Below are 15,741 nucleotides of genomic sequence, written 5' to 3'. Positions count from 1 at the left end.
CGAACTAACAGTCCTTTTAGCTATCTCCACTAATCCGTTTATTCTCCTTCAATAAAGACCAACTCCTAGATGGAAGCAAATTTTCCTTGCGTCATTTACCGCCAAGCATAGAGCACCTGCTTTTCCGTCGTTTGGCTAGACAAGAACCATAGCCTGACTAATAGCAAAATATTGCTACTTGATCATTTTGTTTTACTCAACAAGGAGCTATCTGCCTTTAGACCAGTATCAATAATGTATTGTGTTACTGCCTCCGTAATTTTCTGACCTGTCTTCGCCTGCATCCAAAGCCAATCTCCCCACTGGTTTACCTCTAACAGATACCATTTATTGTCAGTTATCAATAAATCAATTGCTCCATAATTGAGCCCAAGCTTTGCCATAAGCCCACTCAGTTTTGATTTAATTGATGTATCCAGGTCTGTTGGAACTACCTCAATGTCACCAACACCATCCAAATGCCAGTCTGGATTTTGAATATCATGATACCGACCACAAAAGAATATCCCGTTAATATAGAAAACTCTAATCTCACTCGCGTTTGAAATTTTTCTTTGGAAGGTGGTAGGAACCACTGCGATCTCACTATCTAATATTTTTTTGTGCTTATCTATTAAGAAGCCGTATGCATTATTAAGCTCGTCACGTGGATATTCCACAAAGTGATGATGAACAGCCTTAACAAATGCCAAACTATTACGATCCAAAAACTTACCTACACCAACAGGAGAATTAGTAATAACAGTTTGCGGTACATCAATATTATCCTGAGCGGCGACCATCAACTGCACCGGCTTTGTAGCTAAGTCCTCTGACTCCGGGTCATTAAACCAACGAACATCAGGGAGCGAACGTAACGAGTTAACCAAGGAAATCCAGTTATCGCGAATATAATAACTCTCTACCTGTGAATACCCTTCTAGACTAAACGAATCGCTGTGAAAGTGTCGCCGCCAAATAAATGCAATGTTCTCAATCTCAACACGCTCTCCCATGCTTTCGACATAACCATCAACATTTCCACCGTCAAACGAAACAGATACGGTCACTTCATTAATGAGTTGTTCAGCGTTAATACGGAGATAGCCATACCCACTCTGAATGAGCATAGTGGCTACTCGATCGACTTCAGGATCCTCAATTCTCGTCAAAATAAGAACAATCGACTTTGTGTTTATCCCCTTCAACAACGCCGGCTTGCTATTATAAATACGATGCAAGAAATCACGATCCTGCTGCCGTGGAAGCAAATCATCAATGCCCGTATTGTTTCTTAGTACCAAAGACTTAAAATTTGACATTTGCTCACCCCTTTCGTAATTGTGGCCATTAAAGCACCGTTGCTTGAAAATGTCAATATTTTAATATTCATGTGCTATTTTCTTTCTTTTTTGCAATGAAAATAGTACACTAATAGAAACAGTATATACAAAGAAGATGACCTTTTATGCAGGGTTCCGCTTCAAAACAAATATTTATCGCAACGACTGCCAGGTTCCTATCCACCTTTGGCAGTGGGTTACTCAGCTTTGCAATTGGCCTATACGTTCTATCCGCCTCAAAATCAGCCTTGTGGTTTGCAATAACCCAAATTCTACCGCCACTAATAGCGTTACTGTTCTCCCGCAAAATCGGGACACTCATTGACCATACTCGCCACAAACCGATTTTGATTATTTCCCAGTCCACTAACGTCATAATCGCAAGCCTGTACTTATTACTGTTCATCAATTCCGCATCCCACCGTGTGATACTATTCGGCTCACTGACGGTGATTTTGCTGAACGCGATTACCAATACTTTTACCCAAACCACCTACCAGGCATCAGTTATTCAGATGGTCGGCAATCATGACGTCCAACGCCTAAATTCACTGGAACAAAGTGGCAATTCGATTGCACAAATTCTGGCGCCCACGATTGGCGCAACGCTATTCGCCGTCTCAGGTATTACCTTTGTTCTAGCGTTTCGCGTGATTTTATCAATCGGGGTAATTATATTTTTAGTGCTGCTATCGTTCTCCAGGGAACAGGGCACCAATACTAACAATCCGGAAACTAACGACGGTAAAATAAACTTGGCCACCATCCTCCATAGTCCCCTGGTCGCATACTCGGTGCTTGCATCGGTTGCCATCAACCTGGTTGTCGCGTTAGTCAGCACCGGCCTTCCACTTTTGATGATGCACACACTATCATTTTCATCCCAACAATACGGCTACGTGGAAACTGCGTCCGGCTTCGGCACCTTTATTGCGGGACTGGTTCTGGCCAAAACGCACAACTTTGCCAAGCCTATCGCCACTAGCGCCAAAGCAATGGTGTTACTAGGTAGCATGGTTGCGGTGTTCGGCACCGTCAGCTTGCTGTCTCTTCAAAGTACGATTAGCTTCACAACATTCATTGTGGTTGCAACCATCTATGGATTTTCACTATCCCTGATGGAAATACCAATGAGCACCTACATGCAAACTAATATTCCAATCAATATTCAAGGCCAAGTTTTCTCGTTTATGTTCGGTGCCTCTCAAACCGCCATGCCCCTTGGTGTCATCATTGCCACCATGCTTGCGCAACAGCTGGGAGCAGGCTTACTCATAGCTGGCGTTCTCATTATTATTTACATCGCGACTGTTTACCTACAAATTGGCAGAAAAATAGTCACCGCGTAACCACATACACGGCCCGCCAGCATATCGGCGAGCTGGTTTTTTAGTTTGTACGGCAAGCCGCTCCAAAATTTTAGCCAATAAAAAAAGCCGGCAACCACAACGGTTACCGGCCCAATCTTATTCATCTGAATTATCCTGTACCCACTGCTCTTGGAGGTAGGAATATACACTCCCAAAGCTCAGCGCGAGCACCTGGACCATCTTGAAGTGCTGCGTCTCGGCCTGCGGATCGCCAAAGGGTAGCCAGTCAAAGCCGTCGCTGGTGACGTTTGTCGGCGTACCAATCAACGTTTCTTTGGTCATCGCCGTCCGCAACCGGAACACGCGGCCGAAGACTTCCCCCTCACCGATGAGGTTCCCGAGCAGGTCGTCGGAGGCATCAAATACCCGCTCGTGGTTCAGCTTGGGTACCTGGACAAAGTTGTGCGTCTGTCCCCAAGTCTCGTACATCATCATCGACTGGAGGTAATCCGACGCCACAATGACGCTGTGAATCCCCCGCAGCCGCAATAACGTGTACCCGCCGAACTGGCCGCCCATGTCCACCAGGGAGAGCACCACGAACGTCTCGTTCACGGCGACCACGCGCCCAACGTAGAACTGGTCCATGCTCTGCCGCCCCACGATGGCAATCAGGCTCTCTTCATCGCGCGCATCAGACAGCACCTCGGCCATGTTACCGGTATTGAGGTGCCGCACAGTCGTTACGTGCCGCAACGAGTCCCGCTTGGCCGCCATCGCGCTGGCGAGAAACAGGTCGTACCCATCGTATTCGAGTACGCCCAGGTTGGCAAAGTCGACCTGGATACTCCGCACGTCGGTGTAATTAAACTTATTGATGACGTCCATCGTGAAGTGCTCCGTCGTCACTTCGGTAATCTGACCCTCGAGGTAATTTTCGATGTCAAAGGCGATGACCATCACCACCTGGCCAGTGCGACGCATGTTTTCAGCGACCTGGTAGGCAATTGGTGATTCGTTGTTCAGTGGCAATGCTAGCGGCTCTGCCGGTAGCGCCTTAAAGTCCTCTTTGGTCGCCGCCGCAATGCGGAATTCCATACTGTCAATGTCTGGGCCGCCGATCTCAATCGAGTCAACGGCGTCATAGGTAATCAGTGCCGCCCCGTCAGCTAACCCGGCATCGTTGTACGTGGCCACGACGACCCCGTCATCACCGACCATCTGGACGTATCCGGTATAAAAGTCCTCACTGTCCCGTTGGTAGATGTTAATTAGTAGGTGTTGTTGTTTGGCGCTACGCAAATTCTGAATAAGCGTATTCATGGCGTCACCTTCTTTCCTTGTTAGGTTGCATTCTACACCGTTCGGCGCACGACGCAACCCGCTACTCTGTCCGGTTGGAAATATTAACGAATTTATTCAAAGACTTAGCAAATAACAGGTTCACGGTTCCCCGGGCCCCGCTACGGTTCTTTTCGAGGATGATTTCGACCTCACCCACGTCCTGATCGTCGCTCTCTTGCTGGTCGCCGCCACCATCGTCGTCATCGCCGTCCTCATCACGGTAGTAATCATCACGGTAGATGAAGGCCACGATGTCGGCATCCTGCTCGATGGACCCGGATTCACGAATATCCGACAGCACGGGCCGCTTGTCCTGACGCTGTTCCACGCCACGCGATAGTTGTGACATCGCAATAACCGGAATACTGAGCTCCTTTGCCAGCTTCTTAAGTTGCCGGGAGATTTCGGACACTTCCTGCTGGCGATTTTCACGCCCGGAGCCTTCAATCAGCTGGAGGTAGTCAATGATGACGAGCCCCAGGTCAACATCCGGATCCTTGGCGAGGCGCCGGCACTTGGCCCGAATTTCGCCGACTTTGACCCCCGCGGTGTCGTCAAAGTAGATGTTCATCTTTGACAGGCTCCCCATGGCCACCAGGAGGCGTTCCCACTCGTCCTGGTTCAGGTTCCCCGTACGCAGGTGGGTGGCGTCAATGCTTCCCTCACTACATAACATACGGTTAACCAGCGATTCGGCACCCATTTCCAGGCTGAAAATCGCCACGGCTTTGTTCGTGTCGCGCCCGACGTTCTGGGCGATATTGAGGGCAAAGGCGGTCTTACCCATCCCAGGCCGCGCGGCGATAATAATTAACTCGTCGTCGTGAAAGCCCGTGGTGAGCTGATCCAGGTCGTGGTACCCGGTTGCGAGCCCCGTCACCTGGTCGTCGTTCGTCGCCATTTTGTCGATTTCATCCATGGCGTTTTGGAGCACGTCGCGGATTGCCCGGAACCCGGTATCTCGACCGCCCTGGCTGATACGGCTAAAGGTTTCCTCGGCCTCAGACAGCAGGTCAATCGGCTCGTCGGCGCCGTCGTACCCCTTAGCCGCAATGGTCTGCGCCGCCTGAATCACGCGCCGCATGGTGGCTTTGTCGTTGACAATCTTCGCGTAGTAACCCACGTTGGTGGACGTCGGCACGGCGTCCGCCAGTTCGGCCATATACGCCACCCCGCCCACGTCGTCGAGGTGGTTATCGCGTTCCAGTTCCTCTTTGACACTCACCACGTCGATGTTAATTTCGCGGTCGTTCAGAGAATTCATCGCCGCAAAGATGAGTTGGTTCGAGCGGCGGTAAAAGTCCTCCGGCTCGAGCAACTCCTGCGCGTCCGCCAAACGGTCTGGGTTCAGCAAAATCCCACCCAGAACCGCCTGTTCGGCGTCCTCGCTGTATGGTGGCTGACGACTTAATGTCGGTTCATCCATGGTGTATGCCTCCGTTCAAATAGCTGGTTAAATTGTAGCACACCCTGCGTGTACATTGGTCGTGGCTGAGTGATCGACGGCAGCGTTGGTCGGACCGGTGAGCTGCGGCTTCCGTGGGGTGCTCCATGGTTACCACTGCTAGGGCGAAGGCTCCAACCCGCCTCCGCCCACCGGTCCGACCGACGCGGCCTAAATCTACTATGGTAGGCACAAGCACGACACCTGCCATCACCCCCATCGCCAACTTGGCATGAACAACCTTGCCTAGGTAATTTAAGGTTAATCGGCTATTGCAAGTTAAACCACGCAACCGACGTAAAAACGGTGCCCAGCATTGGGCACCGCCACTCTTAATTGTTATTAAGTACGATTACTGTTGCTCCCCGACGTGCACCCGAATCTTAGCCTCCACGCCCGGAGCCAGTTCAACCGGCACGTTAGTGTAGCCTAGTGCCCGGATTGGTTCTGGCAACTTAACTTTGCGCTTGTCAATCTTGAGCTGGAACTGCTTCTGTAGTGCCTGCGCAATCTGCTTACTGGGAATGGAACCGAACAACCGCGAGTCGGAACCCGCCTTTGCCGTCAGTTCCACCACCGTCTTATCGTCCTCGAGTTGCGCCTTCAGTGCCAGCGCCTCTTCGTGTAACTCTTCCTCGTGCCGTTCCTCAGCCTTCCGCTGACCCTCAAGCTGACTCATCGCCTGCTTGGTTGCCACTTTGGCCTTCCCGTTCTTGATGAGGAAGTTCTGGGCGTAGCCATCTGGGACTTCCTTAACCTCACCGCGCTTACCCTTGCCGCGGACATCTTGCGTAAAAATTACTTTCATGCTGCTACGTCCTCTCTTTCTTGTACTGTGAGTTGAGTAACGCTTGGAGTTGCACCTCTAGGCGCGATGAACACAGAAATGGCTGGAGAATGCTACACCGCTCCCACGTTACTGCTCGGTTTGGAAACGAGCTGCGCAGGCCAGAAAGCGACGTATAAGCTACTAGCACCAAAAGGCCAAGTGCGGGCCTTTCGGCGCTAGTAACTTATACTCTGCTTTCTAAACGGCCTACTCCGCTCTCTACTGCGATTGTACTACTTGTCCCCTACCAGGCCAATGATAATCCTAGCCCTCGGCGTCATTTTCTGCCTCATTCGCCGCAATAGCATCAACCAACTGCTGCTTGGCCTCCGCCACCGTCGTGTCGTGTAGCTGCGTGGCCGCATTACCCAAATGCCCACCGCCGCCGAGTCGCTCCATAATTACCTGGACGTTATAGTCACCCAAACTCCGCGCGGAAATACCCACGTTGCCGTCTGGACGCTTGGTAATCACAAAGCCAGCCGTAATTCCTGACAAACTGAGTAACGTATCCGCAGCCTGGGCCGCAATAACCGGATCGTACGTCCGATTTTCCTCACCGGTACAACAAGCAAGTCCCTCACCAATCATGTCCACACTCTCAATCAGGTGGTTGCGTTGGAGGTAGTTATGCATATTTTCTTTGAGCAATAACGATACTTTGGTACTGTCCGCCCCAATGGAGCGCAGATAGCTCGCCGCGTCAAAGGTGCGGGTCCCCGTACTCCGCGAAAAGTTTTTCGTGTCGACGGTAATCCCAGCGAGCATCGCCGTCGCTTCCAATTTGTTCAGCGGCGCCGCGCTCTGTGGCTGGTACTCGAACATCTCGGTAATCAGTTCACTTGTCGAGCTAGCGTACGGCTCAATGTAAACCAGCATCGGGTTATCGGGGAATTCCTCGCCCCGCCGGTGGTGATCAATGATGACCACCCGGTTGCTCATGCGCTCAAACAACTCCGGGGCCGTCGTAATTGACGGCTTACTGTGATCAACCATCACCAGCAAGCTGTGGTCAGTGGCACCCGACAAAGCCGCTTCGGGCGTAATTACCCAGTTGGCGAGTTCGGTGTCGCTCGTGACCTTTTCCATTAACCGTTCCACGTCGCTGTGCAGGTGGTCGGGGTCCAGAACCACGTAACAGTCCTTCCCGTTCATCTGCGCAATCCGGCGAATCCCCAGCGATGAGCCGATTGAGTCCATATCCGGTTGGCTGTGCCCGACCACGTAAACTTTGTCCGCCTGCTTAAACAGCTCCTGGAGCGCCTGCGAAATCATCCGCGCCCGCACACGGGTCCGCTTTTCCATCGGGTTGGTCTTACCACCGTAGAACTTAGCGTCACCGTCATGGCTCTTCACCACGACCTGGTCCCCACCACGGCCGAGTGCCAGGTCCAAATTACTCTGGGACGTGGTGGCCAAAGTGGTAATGTCACTATCACCGTACGCAATCCCCATCGACAGCGTCAACGGGGCATTCTGTTTACTCGTTTCCTCACGAATCACGTCCAACACTTTGAACTTATCGCGCGTAATTACTTCGTGCAGCGACTGAGCGTAAGCAATCATCATGAAGTGGTCGCTGTCGATCCGCTTCACAAACATACCATACTGGTTGGCCCAGTCACTCAAAGTAGTGGTGACGTAACTACGCAGACCAGAAACCACGGAGTCCTCCAGCCCTTGCGTCACCTCGTCATAGTTATCAATGAAAATCTGCCCGATAACCAACCGTTCAGCGTTAGCGCGCTCCTCGATTTGGGCGTAGTTGGTGATGTCCATGAGGTAAATGACGCCGATGCTTTTCTGCACAACGGTCGAAAAGCGGTGGTCACCCCAAGTCACCGTCTGGGTTTTGGTATCATCCCCAGCATTGCTAATAATCTTGGCGAGGTTCTCATCTACATCTTTGAGATTCTTGCCAAGAATATGGTCCTCACCAAAATATTGCCGTAGAAACGGGTTCAGCCATTCGATATTGAGGTCATCATCAAACATCAGGATCCCCATGGGCATCCTGATTAAGGCTTCTTGTTCACCACGCTTGACCCGGTATGATAGGTCATTGATGTATTTATTCGTGTTCCTAGTAATCGTCGCCAGCATGTTGAACGAGGCGACCACTAGCCCAATTAAGAGGACCAGCATAATGAGTGCTACCCACGGACGAACAAAGGCGGAGGCGATGACGCCAGCCAAAGCCAGCACCACCATCACCACCGCGCCGTAACGCAGCTGCGTGTTCTCAAGGAACGCGGGTAGCTTAATGCGGTTTAGAATGTTTTTCATATTATGAGGCTCGTTTGAGCATTTCCCCCCAATTTGGTCATATACCCGAGCCTATTTTAACATGAACGCCACCCCCACACACTTAAAACGTGGGAAACGGTTTCAGGTTGCGGGGTGCAACGCTTTTATTCGAATTAGAAGACTCACCTACCTGGGGCCATAGAATATCCCCAGACAATGCCCCGCCTAAATAACCTTCAGCGGCTCCTTGGCCACGGGCGCCGGGAAGTACTGACTGATGAGCGCGTCGTCGGTCGCCGTAATCGTGACCTCCGCGGCCGCCACGTTTTCCGCCATGTGCTCTGGCGTACCCGCTTTGGGAATGCTGAGTACCTGACCCGAACGAAGCGCCCAGGCCAACATTAACTGGTGCCCCGTAATATGCTTGTCCGCCGCCAGTTCAAGCAGTGGTTGTGGCAACTTAATGGACAGACCCGCACCCGAACCGTATGGCGAATACCCAATCAACGCGACTTTGTCCAACTGCTGCCGCGGAATCAGGTCGTACTCAATGCCGCGGGCCGCCATATTGTACAGCACCTCGTTGGCCACCACGCCCTGGCCGCCATCGACGGCCAACGCCTCCTGCAGGTCCATCACGTCAAAGTTGGACACCCCGTACTGCCGAATCAATCCCTCTTTGCGTAGCTCCTGCAAAGTCGCAATGGTCTCCGCCAACGGTACCTTGCCCCGCCAGTGCAATAAGTACAGGTCCAAATAATCCGTACCCAGACGGTTAAGGCTGGCTGTCAGCGCTTTACGGACCCCTGCTTTCGTGCCATTCCACGGGTAGAACTTCGAGATCAAGTACACCTGGTCGCGCGGGTAACCCTGAATCGCCGTCCCCACAACGCGCTCGGCCGCACCGTCACCATACATCTCGGCAGTATCAATCACACGCAGCCCGTGGTCCAACCCGTAGCGCAAACTCTGCACTTCCATCTGGGTCCGTGTCGGGCTCATTTCCCCCATGTGCCAAGTACCCATACCCAGTACCGGAACCGTCTCCGTGCCAATTTTCATCGTCTGCATTTGTGATCTCCCCCATTCGTTTCATGTACCGTTATTGTACTATGCTTCACGCCGCCGTGCCGCCAATATTAGAACGCTTTCATTTACTCGCACAATTACGCTCAAATTGCTCTTTGTCAATGCCACCCCAAGCGCTACACTGTATCTGAGGGTAAGTCAGCAAACATATTGAGGAGGACGTTGTTATGAAGGTAAGCGCAAAGGTGATGGCTTGGGTCATGGTCATCCTGAACGTAATATTATGCTGGTTGGTCTTTGGTACCGACATGATGAACATGAACAACATGGCGCACGCAATGCAGCTGATGGCCGTCATTATGCTGATTGATGCGGGCATGGCGTTCTTTATGGCGTACCATCAGCACCACTAATTTTCTGGGCAAAGAGGATGGCATCACCAAGGCGAGCAGTAGCTTTGGTGATGCCATCCTCTTTGCGTTGTCTACACAACTTTGCTTTAGCCCGCCAGAATCGTCTGCAGGGTCCGCGCAACACTATCGTAGTAGGTGCGGCCAAACTTATCGAGGTGGACCATTAGCAAGTACAACCGGTAAAACGGGAGTCGCTGCTCGTACCCCGTCGCCAGGGGCAACGCTTCCTGATACGCAGCGTAAAAGTCCTGCGTGAAGCCGCCAAAGACGGTCGATACCCCGATATCAAACTCGCGGTCACCGTACATCGCGGCCGGATCAATCAGTGCCGGGCGCCCATCCTGCGTAAACATGAAGTTGCCGCTGCTATATAAAATGTGGAAGAATGTCTCTTGGACACCAATAAAGGTTTATATATTTCCTTTCTTGATTGACATTCTGCATCTCACTTAGTCCCGTCATCATCAGTATTCCCACTTGGATAAACATCCGCACGACATTGACTGACTCTTGAACTATAAGGTATTAGCCATACCCAGAATGATTAATTGACCATGGCGTACTGGATTAAGTTTTCCACCGCGTTTTGGTCTCGGCGCATGTTTGCACCGCATTGATAACACATATATTGGTCGTGCCCCGTACGATGCAGACGATTGCCCTCTAAGGCAATCTTGTCCGCGCCAGTTTTGACGAAGGTACACTGCGAACAGCGCTGGGTGCTCGGATAGAAGCGATCAACCATGACTAGCTTAACGCCGTTCCATGTACACTTGTACTGCATGATTTCTTTAAACCTGCCAAATAACGAGCGATGCAAGTTTTTCGCTAAGTGTTTATTCATACGCATGTGCAAGTTATCGAGATCCTCAATCGCGACCACATCATTGGCCTGAACTAAATGGTGCGTAAACTTGTGCAGTAAATCCAGTTGAATTCGGGTCACCTTTTGATAATCCCGCTGCAACTTGGCTCTCGTTGCGCAGTAGTTATGGGACCGGAAATGGGATGGATTTGCTAATCGTTTACGCGCTAACAACCGTTGATAATGGGTGATACGCTCGTACAACCGCAATAACTTGGCAGTCATGGTCGAAACTGATTGGTAGCCCGTGGCGTCACGATAGTCAAAGCGGGCAATGTTGGCATCTACGCCGGTAACAACGTGCCCGTTTTTAATCGTGACACTCTCGTAAACCTCAACAGCTAGCGCAACGTAATAGCCATCAGCCTCTTCCACCACGGTCGCGGTTTTTAGCTGGCCAATCCAGCGTACTGATTCAGCCATCCGGATGTCATACCACGATGTACACCCCCGTGGTCGGTCTAGGCGCAGTCTATTGTTAAGCACCTGCGCCCGGTCAGTTGTGAATGTATTGCGTGACCGTTTCTTGGACTTAAACCGGGGTTGCCTGTGATTGGGCATTTGCGGATTGAAAAAATTCTGCCACCCTTGAGCTAAATCGTGTACTGCCAGCTGCAAGACCCTAGCTGAGAGTCGGTACTGCCAATCTTGCTTGTTGTTGACCAGCTCATTACGTACTTTACGTTCATTGGGCCGTAATGACTTATCGTCCATTAACAATGACTCATCATACATACTGTTCCATGTTTCGAGCGCCAGGTTATAGCAGTAACGTCGGTAATCAAATAGTCGCTGGAATGCGCGTTGCATGGTGGCATTGGGGTACAACTTAATCTTGTGTGTTTTAATCATTCTGGCTCACTCCCCAAACCTAAACATAAAGCACCGCAGCAACTATTCAACACCTTAAATTTTACGCCGGTCGTGAGGCACTCAACAAGCATGACTTGATAGTGTTTAGTAGGCTTTGCCTATTCTATGCGGTTTACAATTTGGAGAGTAAGCTATGGTTGTTCAATAATTGCAACAAATGATTGCATTTAGTCGCAACTACTACATCTGGGTATCAAGATGTCTTCCACTTAATTATTGCGTCTTGATAACACCCTATTATTACGCTTTGTTCCATGATTTAAAGTACAGTTAATTACCTCCACAAACAGATGGATCCACGAATCGACCCACCGGTTAGCAAAGCTGATGCTAGTCCCGGCGTAGGGCTGATCAAAGCCAAATTTGCCGTTTGGGCTCCGGTGTGCATGGAGCCGCGCCACCAACCGACCCAAATCCCGCTGGCTTCCGCGCCCACTGGTGAGGTAGGTCAACAGTAGAAAACCGTCGCGCGCAATGGTGCCCTGAGCCACCACGCGGGGAGCCAGCACATCCGCATCCGCAAAGGCGCGGAGCCCGGCCACCTCACCATCATAAAAGCTCCCCGGCTGACCGGGCTGTACCAGCAGAAAATAATCCTGCCCGTCCTGCGTCTGCAAGTGCCACGCTTGGTTCACGTCGCCGCCGCTCACTGGCGTGGCGACCGTGACCGTGGGGACGGGCAACGCCTGAAGCCAATCTTTATCCATCAAATCAATCCTTTCCGTCACCAATCCTAGGGCAAAGGGGCGGCGTAGCCTACGCCACGCCGCCCCTTTGCCCTAACTAATTCCACTAACCGACATACTTGCCCACCACGGGGAGCATGCTCAGCACTGATTGCCCGTGCGGCGACTGCTTAATAGCCTCCGTCTGGTCCAAACCAGCGAGGTTGCCGTGGTGCTTGCCGGCCGCCCACTGGGGAATGGCGGTCACGTCGTAAACGGTACCCTCAATCGCAACGTATGCTGGGGCACCGTCCACGCCGTTAAACTGGGCCAACTCGGCCGCCGTAAATGTTTTATCTGCCATTTGATTGCCTCCTGTTGTGCTAATTAATATCATGATAGCTTACGCCTGTTATTTTACACCGTAATTAGCAAAAGTACGAGCAGTAACCGCATAATTATTAGTCTATCCGCGGCAGGTCCGTATGGTGCATAAAGTAGCCCCGACCACCGTCAACGGGCCACGTCTGACGGACATACTCACCGTCCACGCTGTTATCAATCCCGTCGGCAACCATAATCACGTGGTGTTGCTGACACTGGTGGAGAAATGCCATTACCCGCTTGGAAGTCTGGACACTTTGGCCCGCTGCTCGCAACAGCGCCAACGGTATCCGCACCCCGTCCAGCAATGGCAACAGTGATTCCACCATCATGTCGTCCCCGTCATCCGGAAAGGCCAGCACAAAGCCAACCGCTAGCTGCCGATAATCTGCGCGCAACGCGGCCAACTCCGTCAGCGTAACGGGTGCGTCCAACACGATGCGGAGCCGCGCTGGCCGTTTACCGGCCGCCAACAATGCTGCCAGACGCTCACGGGTCCGCCGCGCCTGGCAGTCACCGATGGTCAGGTGCAACGTCAACGCGACTTTGCCCATATCCTGTGCGACCTGCTCGACAAAGTCGCGTTGCTGTTCAAACGGGCGCGCCGTGTCGGACAACTGCCACTGATCCTTGGCCGCCAGGTACCGCGCCGCCAACACCTCCGTGGCGATGTCGTCGTGACCGGTCGCCACGGAACACACCTGCTGCGTGCAGTACGCGTACAACTGCTGCGGCTGCACCCGCGCGGTGTCGTGCAACGTCGTCCCCTCAACCGTGAGGGTATCACGGCCGTGTTGCTTACTTTGGTACAGGTTGTCGTCAGCCCGACGCAACAACGCGTCCACGTGGGTATCCTCCGGGCGCGCCGTGGTAATCCCACCCGAAATGGTCACCTGCAGCGCGTACTGCCGTGCGTGGTACGTGCTATGCTTCACGGCCGCCCAACAATTGCGCACGGTGGCCGTGGCCGCTGGCGCCGTGGTGTGACCAAAGATAATGCTAAACTCCTCACCACCAGTACGGTAGAGCTGGTGACGGCCGGGATGGTGATCCAGTTCATCCTGCAAGGTCGCGGCCACACTAATTAAAATTTCGTTGCCCGCCAGGTGCCCGTAGTGGTCGTTCACCTGCTTAAAATGGTCCACATCAATCGCGACCACCGTGAGTGGATATCCGTCCCTTTGCGCATCAATAAACTGTTGCTCAATATCGTGCTGAAAGATGGCGTACGTTTTGGCGTTGGTCAACGCGTCATAGGTGACCCGCCGTGCGTTCGTTGCACTTTGGCGTTCCTCCTGCCGCATTTGGGTGAGGTAAACGGCGGTCGCAATGACCGCGAACGCGTAGAGCAGGTTGGCCTGGACAACCAACTTTGGCGTCATGATGAACCCCGCAGTGGCGCTGGGAATCGTCACCCAGTAGAGGACGGCGATGCTCATTAGCCATACAAAGTGGGGCAAGATGTGGTAACGAATCTTTGGTCCGAGATACCAGGTGGCAACCGCCCACGCTACGGCTAGCACTGCCGACAGCACGCCGAGTGGTCCCCAGCCGAGCCCAGCGTGACTGAGGCCCCATACCGTCATCATGCCTGCCACGCGGAACAATAACTCGCTCGGCCAGATATCGGCATCCAGGATAATAAAAGTGACCACAAAGAGGCTCATGCCGTGTTGCACCAATCCGCCCACAGGTAAAAGCCGCCCACTGGCCATACGGTCGAAGAGCACGGCAATCACAATGGCCGCAGCTGGTGCGGTCAGACGCAGGATGCGATTGATCCCACTTTTTGCAGTTTTAGTTTGACTCAGCCAACGCCAAAAGCGTGAGTAATACCCCACGAATCCCAGGGCAAAAAAGAGCATGGTGAGCCCCTGGGCAATCAGCATCGGCACGCTGATGCTAGTTGATGAAATTTGCACTCCCGTAGCCCCCAAAATACTAGTTAAACCAGCTGCCGCCTACTCCCCGTCCCCAAACAGGTCGTTTGCTGGTGGCATCTTTGGTGTGGATACATCCGTGGTCGGCGTATCCGCAAAGAGGTTTTCCGTGAATTCATACGCGTACATCGCCGCAAACAAGGTGTCGAGTGTGTAGGCCACCACCGCCTGGGTGGCAAAGGTCCCACCCTGAGGCTGCTCGCGCGTACTACGATCAGTGTTGATGGTCACGTCGGCCAGCGACGACACGGCTTCTTGTGGGTGATTAGCCAACAGGATGGTCGTAATCTGCCGGTCGTGTAGGTACCGCAACACGCGGGTAAACTCACCGGCCTGCGCGGTATCCATGAACAACACCGCCACGTCGTGCATATCCAGGTTAGTGGCAACGCGAGCAGCATCCGCGTAGTCCAACGCCGGGACGGCAAAACGGTTCAGTTTCACTAGCTCCCGTTGAAAGCTGCGCGCTTGCAGCTGCGCATCCCCCTGCGCAAAGATAAAGATGCGCCGCTTATTCAATAGAACCTGCGCCGCCTGTTGGATACCGTCTAAATCAAGCCGCTTCCGGGCATCAGCCACGCTACGTGACGTGTAGTTAGCGATGCTATCGGCAATGGCCGCAAGTGGGTCGGTTGCACGAAACGGCAACCCGGCGTCGGTGGTCGCAAAGTCGGGTGCTTGCTGCTCGGCGAGGCTCGCCGCCGCGGCTTTGAGTTCACCGAACCCGCTATAACCCAGCTTCTGCGCAAACCGCACAATGGCGGAATGTGAGGTGTAGGTCTCGGCGGCCATTTGCTCGGTTGTCGTCGTGGGAATGGTGGTCAGGTTTTGCTGAATATATTCGGCAATCCGCTGCTCAGCGGCGGTGGTGCCGGTTAATTGGTTGAGGTTGTCTATCAATGACATATCTTCGCCCCCTATCATGCCCATCATACCGCATTCTGGCGCGGGTTGCCCGCAATTTTAGTGATTGCGACGTTAGTGGTTGACGGCAGCGTTGGTTGAACCGGTGAGCTATGGCTTACGTGGGGTACTACGCGGTAACCACAGCTAGGGCGAAGGCTCCAACCCGCCAA

At 52.7% G+C, this 15,741-nt stretch carries 12 protein-coding genes and 2 pseudogenes; 2 read left to right on the top strand and 12 right to left on the bottom strand.

From position 1 onward, the window contains the following. Positions 1-182: 182 nt before the first annotated feature. Positions 183-1,301: an ATP-grasp domain-containing protein gene (locus LPA02S_RS07245; protein ID WP_056956296.1), complete on the bottom strand. Its 1,119-nt coding sequence runs from the start codon at positions 1,299-1,301 to the stop codon at positions 183-185. 146 nt (positions 1,302-1,447) lie between these two features. Here LPA02S_RS07245 and LPA02S_RS07240 point away from each other — a divergent pair, with 146 nt between their 5' ends. Then, positions 1,448-2,671, top strand: a complete 1,224-nt coding sequence (locus LPA02S_RS07240; protein WP_054648351.1) for an MFS transporter — start codon at positions 1,448-1,450, stop codon at positions 2,669-2,671. Positions 2,672-2,788: 117 nt separating this feature from the next. Here LPA02S_RS07240 and LPA02S_RS07235 read toward each other — a convergent pair whose 3' ends face one another. From LPA02S_RS07235 to LPA02S_RS07215, 5 genes are all read right to left on the bottom strand, one after another. After that, entirely contained in the window at positions 2,789-3,955 is a 1,167-nt protein-coding gene (locus tag LPA02S_RS07235; RefSeq protein ID WP_054648353.1) for a hypothetical protein, read from the bottom strand. A 61-nt stretch (positions 3,956-4,016) separates the two neighbouring features. Beyond that, a complete protein-coding gene (gene dnaB / locus LPA02S_RS07230) occupies positions 4,017-5,402 on the bottom strand; it encodes a replicative DNA helicase (protein WP_056956295.1) in 1,386 nt (461 codons plus the stop codon). A 370-nt stretch (positions 5,403-5,772) separates the two neighbouring features. Next, a complete protein-coding gene (rplI, locus tag LPA02S_RS07225) occupies positions 5,773-6,228 on the bottom strand; it encodes a 50S ribosomal protein L9 (protein WP_054648355.1) in 456 nt (151 codons plus the stop codon). A gap of 285 nt (positions 6,229-6,513) precedes the next feature. Beyond that, complete coding sequence (locus tag LPA02S_RS07220; protein ID WP_056956294.1) at positions 6,514-8,535, bottom strand: DHH family phosphoesterase; 2,022 nt, start codon at positions 8,533-8,535, stop codon at positions 6,514-6,516. A gap of 186 nt (positions 8,536-8,721) precedes the next feature. Beyond that, the gene (locus LPA02S_RS07215) at positions 8,722-9,567 is read right to left on the bottom strand and encodes an aldo/keto reductase (RefSeq protein WP_054648359.1); all 846 of its coding nucleotides are present in this window, start codon (positions 9,565-9,567) and stop codon (positions 8,722-8,724) included. 185 nt (positions 9,568-9,752) lie between these two features. Here LPA02S_RS07215 and LPA02S_RS07210 point away from each other — a divergent pair, with 185 nt between their 5' ends. Beyond that, the gene (locus LPA02S_RS07210) at positions 9,753-9,938 is read left to right on the top strand and encodes a hypothetical protein (protein WP_054648360.1); all 186 of its coding nucleotides are present in this window, start codon (positions 9,753-9,755) and stop codon (positions 9,936-9,938) included. 86 nt (positions 9,939-10,024) lie between these two features. Here LPA02S_RS07210 and LPA02S_RS07205 read toward each other — a convergent pair. From LPA02S_RS07205 to LPA02S_RS07180, 6 genes and pseudogenes are all read right to left on the bottom strand, one after another. After that, a pseudogene (locus tag LPA02S_RS07205) lies at positions 10,025-10,300 on the bottom strand (fructosamine kinase family protein); the annotation flags it as partial. A gap of 182 nt (positions 10,301-10,482) precedes the next feature. Beyond that, complete coding sequence (locus LPA02S_RS07200; protein ID WP_056956304.1) at positions 10,483-11,655, bottom strand: RNA-guided endonuclease InsQ/TnpB family protein; 1,173 nt, start codon at positions 11,653-11,655, stop codon at positions 10,483-10,485. A gap of 302 nt (positions 11,656-11,957) precedes the next feature. Then, positions 11,958-12,386 (bottom strand): annotated as a pseudogene (locus LPA02S_RS07195) (fructosamine kinase family protein); the annotation flags it as partial. 82 nt (positions 12,387-12,468) lie between these two features. After that, positions 12,469-12,705 carry a cytochrome b5 domain-containing protein gene (locus LPA02S_RS07190; protein WP_054648366.1) on the bottom strand — a complete coding sequence of 79 codons (237 nt, stop codon included), beginning with the start codon at positions 12,703-12,705 and terminating at the stop codon, positions 12,469-12,471. Positions 12,706-12,802: 97 nt separating this feature from the next. Next, entirely contained in the window at positions 12,803-14,647 is a 1,845-nt protein-coding gene (locus LPA02S_RS07185) for a GGDEF domain-containing protein (protein ID WP_056956303.1), read from the bottom strand. A 39-nt stretch (positions 14,648-14,686) separates the two neighbouring features. After that, positions 14,687-15,571 (bottom strand): MurR/RpiR family transcriptional regulator, encoded by an 885-nt coding sequence (locus LPA02S_RS07180; protein WP_054648370.1) that lies wholly within the window; start codon positions 15,569-15,571, stop codon positions 14,687-14,689. Between the last annotated feature and the right edge of the window lie 170 nt (positions 15,572-15,741).

It is taken from the genome of Lacticaseibacillus pantheris DSM 15945 = JCM 12539 = NBRC 106106, assembly GCF_001591865.1.
In the GTDB taxonomy this organism is placed as follows: Bacteria; Bacillota; Bacilli; order Lactobacillales; family Lactobacillaceae; genus Lacticaseibacillus; species Lacticaseibacillus pantheris.
Note: the sequence above shows the minus strand (reverse complement) of the source record. Positions and strands in the feature narration are given on the sequence as shown.

What these genes read in the sequence shown, in the direction of transcription:
- dnaB (WP_056956295.1), bottom strand. Translation starts at nt 5,402, where the DNA reads ATGGATGAACCGACATTAAGTCGTCAGCCACCATACAGCGAGGACGCC.
- LPA02S_RS07215 (WP_054648359.1), bottom strand. Translation starts at nt 9,567, where the DNA reads ATGCAGACGATGAAAATTGGCACGGAGACGGTTCCGGTACTGGGTATG.
- LPA02S_RS07180 (WP_054648370.1), bottom strand. Translation starts at nt 15,571, where the DNA reads ATGTCATTGATAGACAACCTCAACCAATTAACCGGCACCACCGCCGCT.
- LPA02S_RS07220 (WP_056956294.1), bottom strand. Translation starts at nt 8,535, where the DNA reads ATGAAAAACATTCTAAACCGCATTAAGCTACCCGCGTTCCTTGAGAAC.
- LPA02S_RS07240 (WP_054648351.1), top strand. Translation starts at nt 1,448, where the DNA reads ATGCAGGGTTCCGCTTCAAAACAAATATTTATCGCAACGACTGCCAGG.
- LPA02S_RS07235 (WP_054648353.1), bottom strand. Translation starts at nt 3,955, where the DNA reads ATGAATACGCTTATTCAGAATTTGCGTAGCGCCAAACAACAACACCTA.
- rplI (WP_054648355.1), bottom strand. Translation starts at nt 6,228, where the DNA reads ATGAAAGTAATTTTTACGCAAGATGTCCGCGGCAAGGGTAAGCGCGGT.
- LPA02S_RS07200 (WP_056956304.1), bottom strand. Translation starts at nt 11,655, where the DNA reads ATGATTAAAACACACAAGATTAAGTTGTACCCCAATGCCACCATGCAA.
- LPA02S_RS07210 (WP_054648360.1), top strand. Translation starts at nt 9,753, where the DNA reads ATGAAGGTAAGCGCAAAGGTGATGGCTTGGGTCATGGTCATCCTGAAC.
- LPA02S_RS07190 (WP_054648366.1), bottom strand. Translation starts at nt 12,705, where the DNA reads ATGGCAGATAAAACATTTACGGCGGCCGAGTTGGCCCAGTTTAACGGC.
- LPA02S_RS07245 (WP_056956296.1), bottom strand. Translation starts at nt 1,301, where the DNA reads ATGTCAAATTTTAAGTCTTTGGTACTAAGAAACAATACGGGCATTGAT.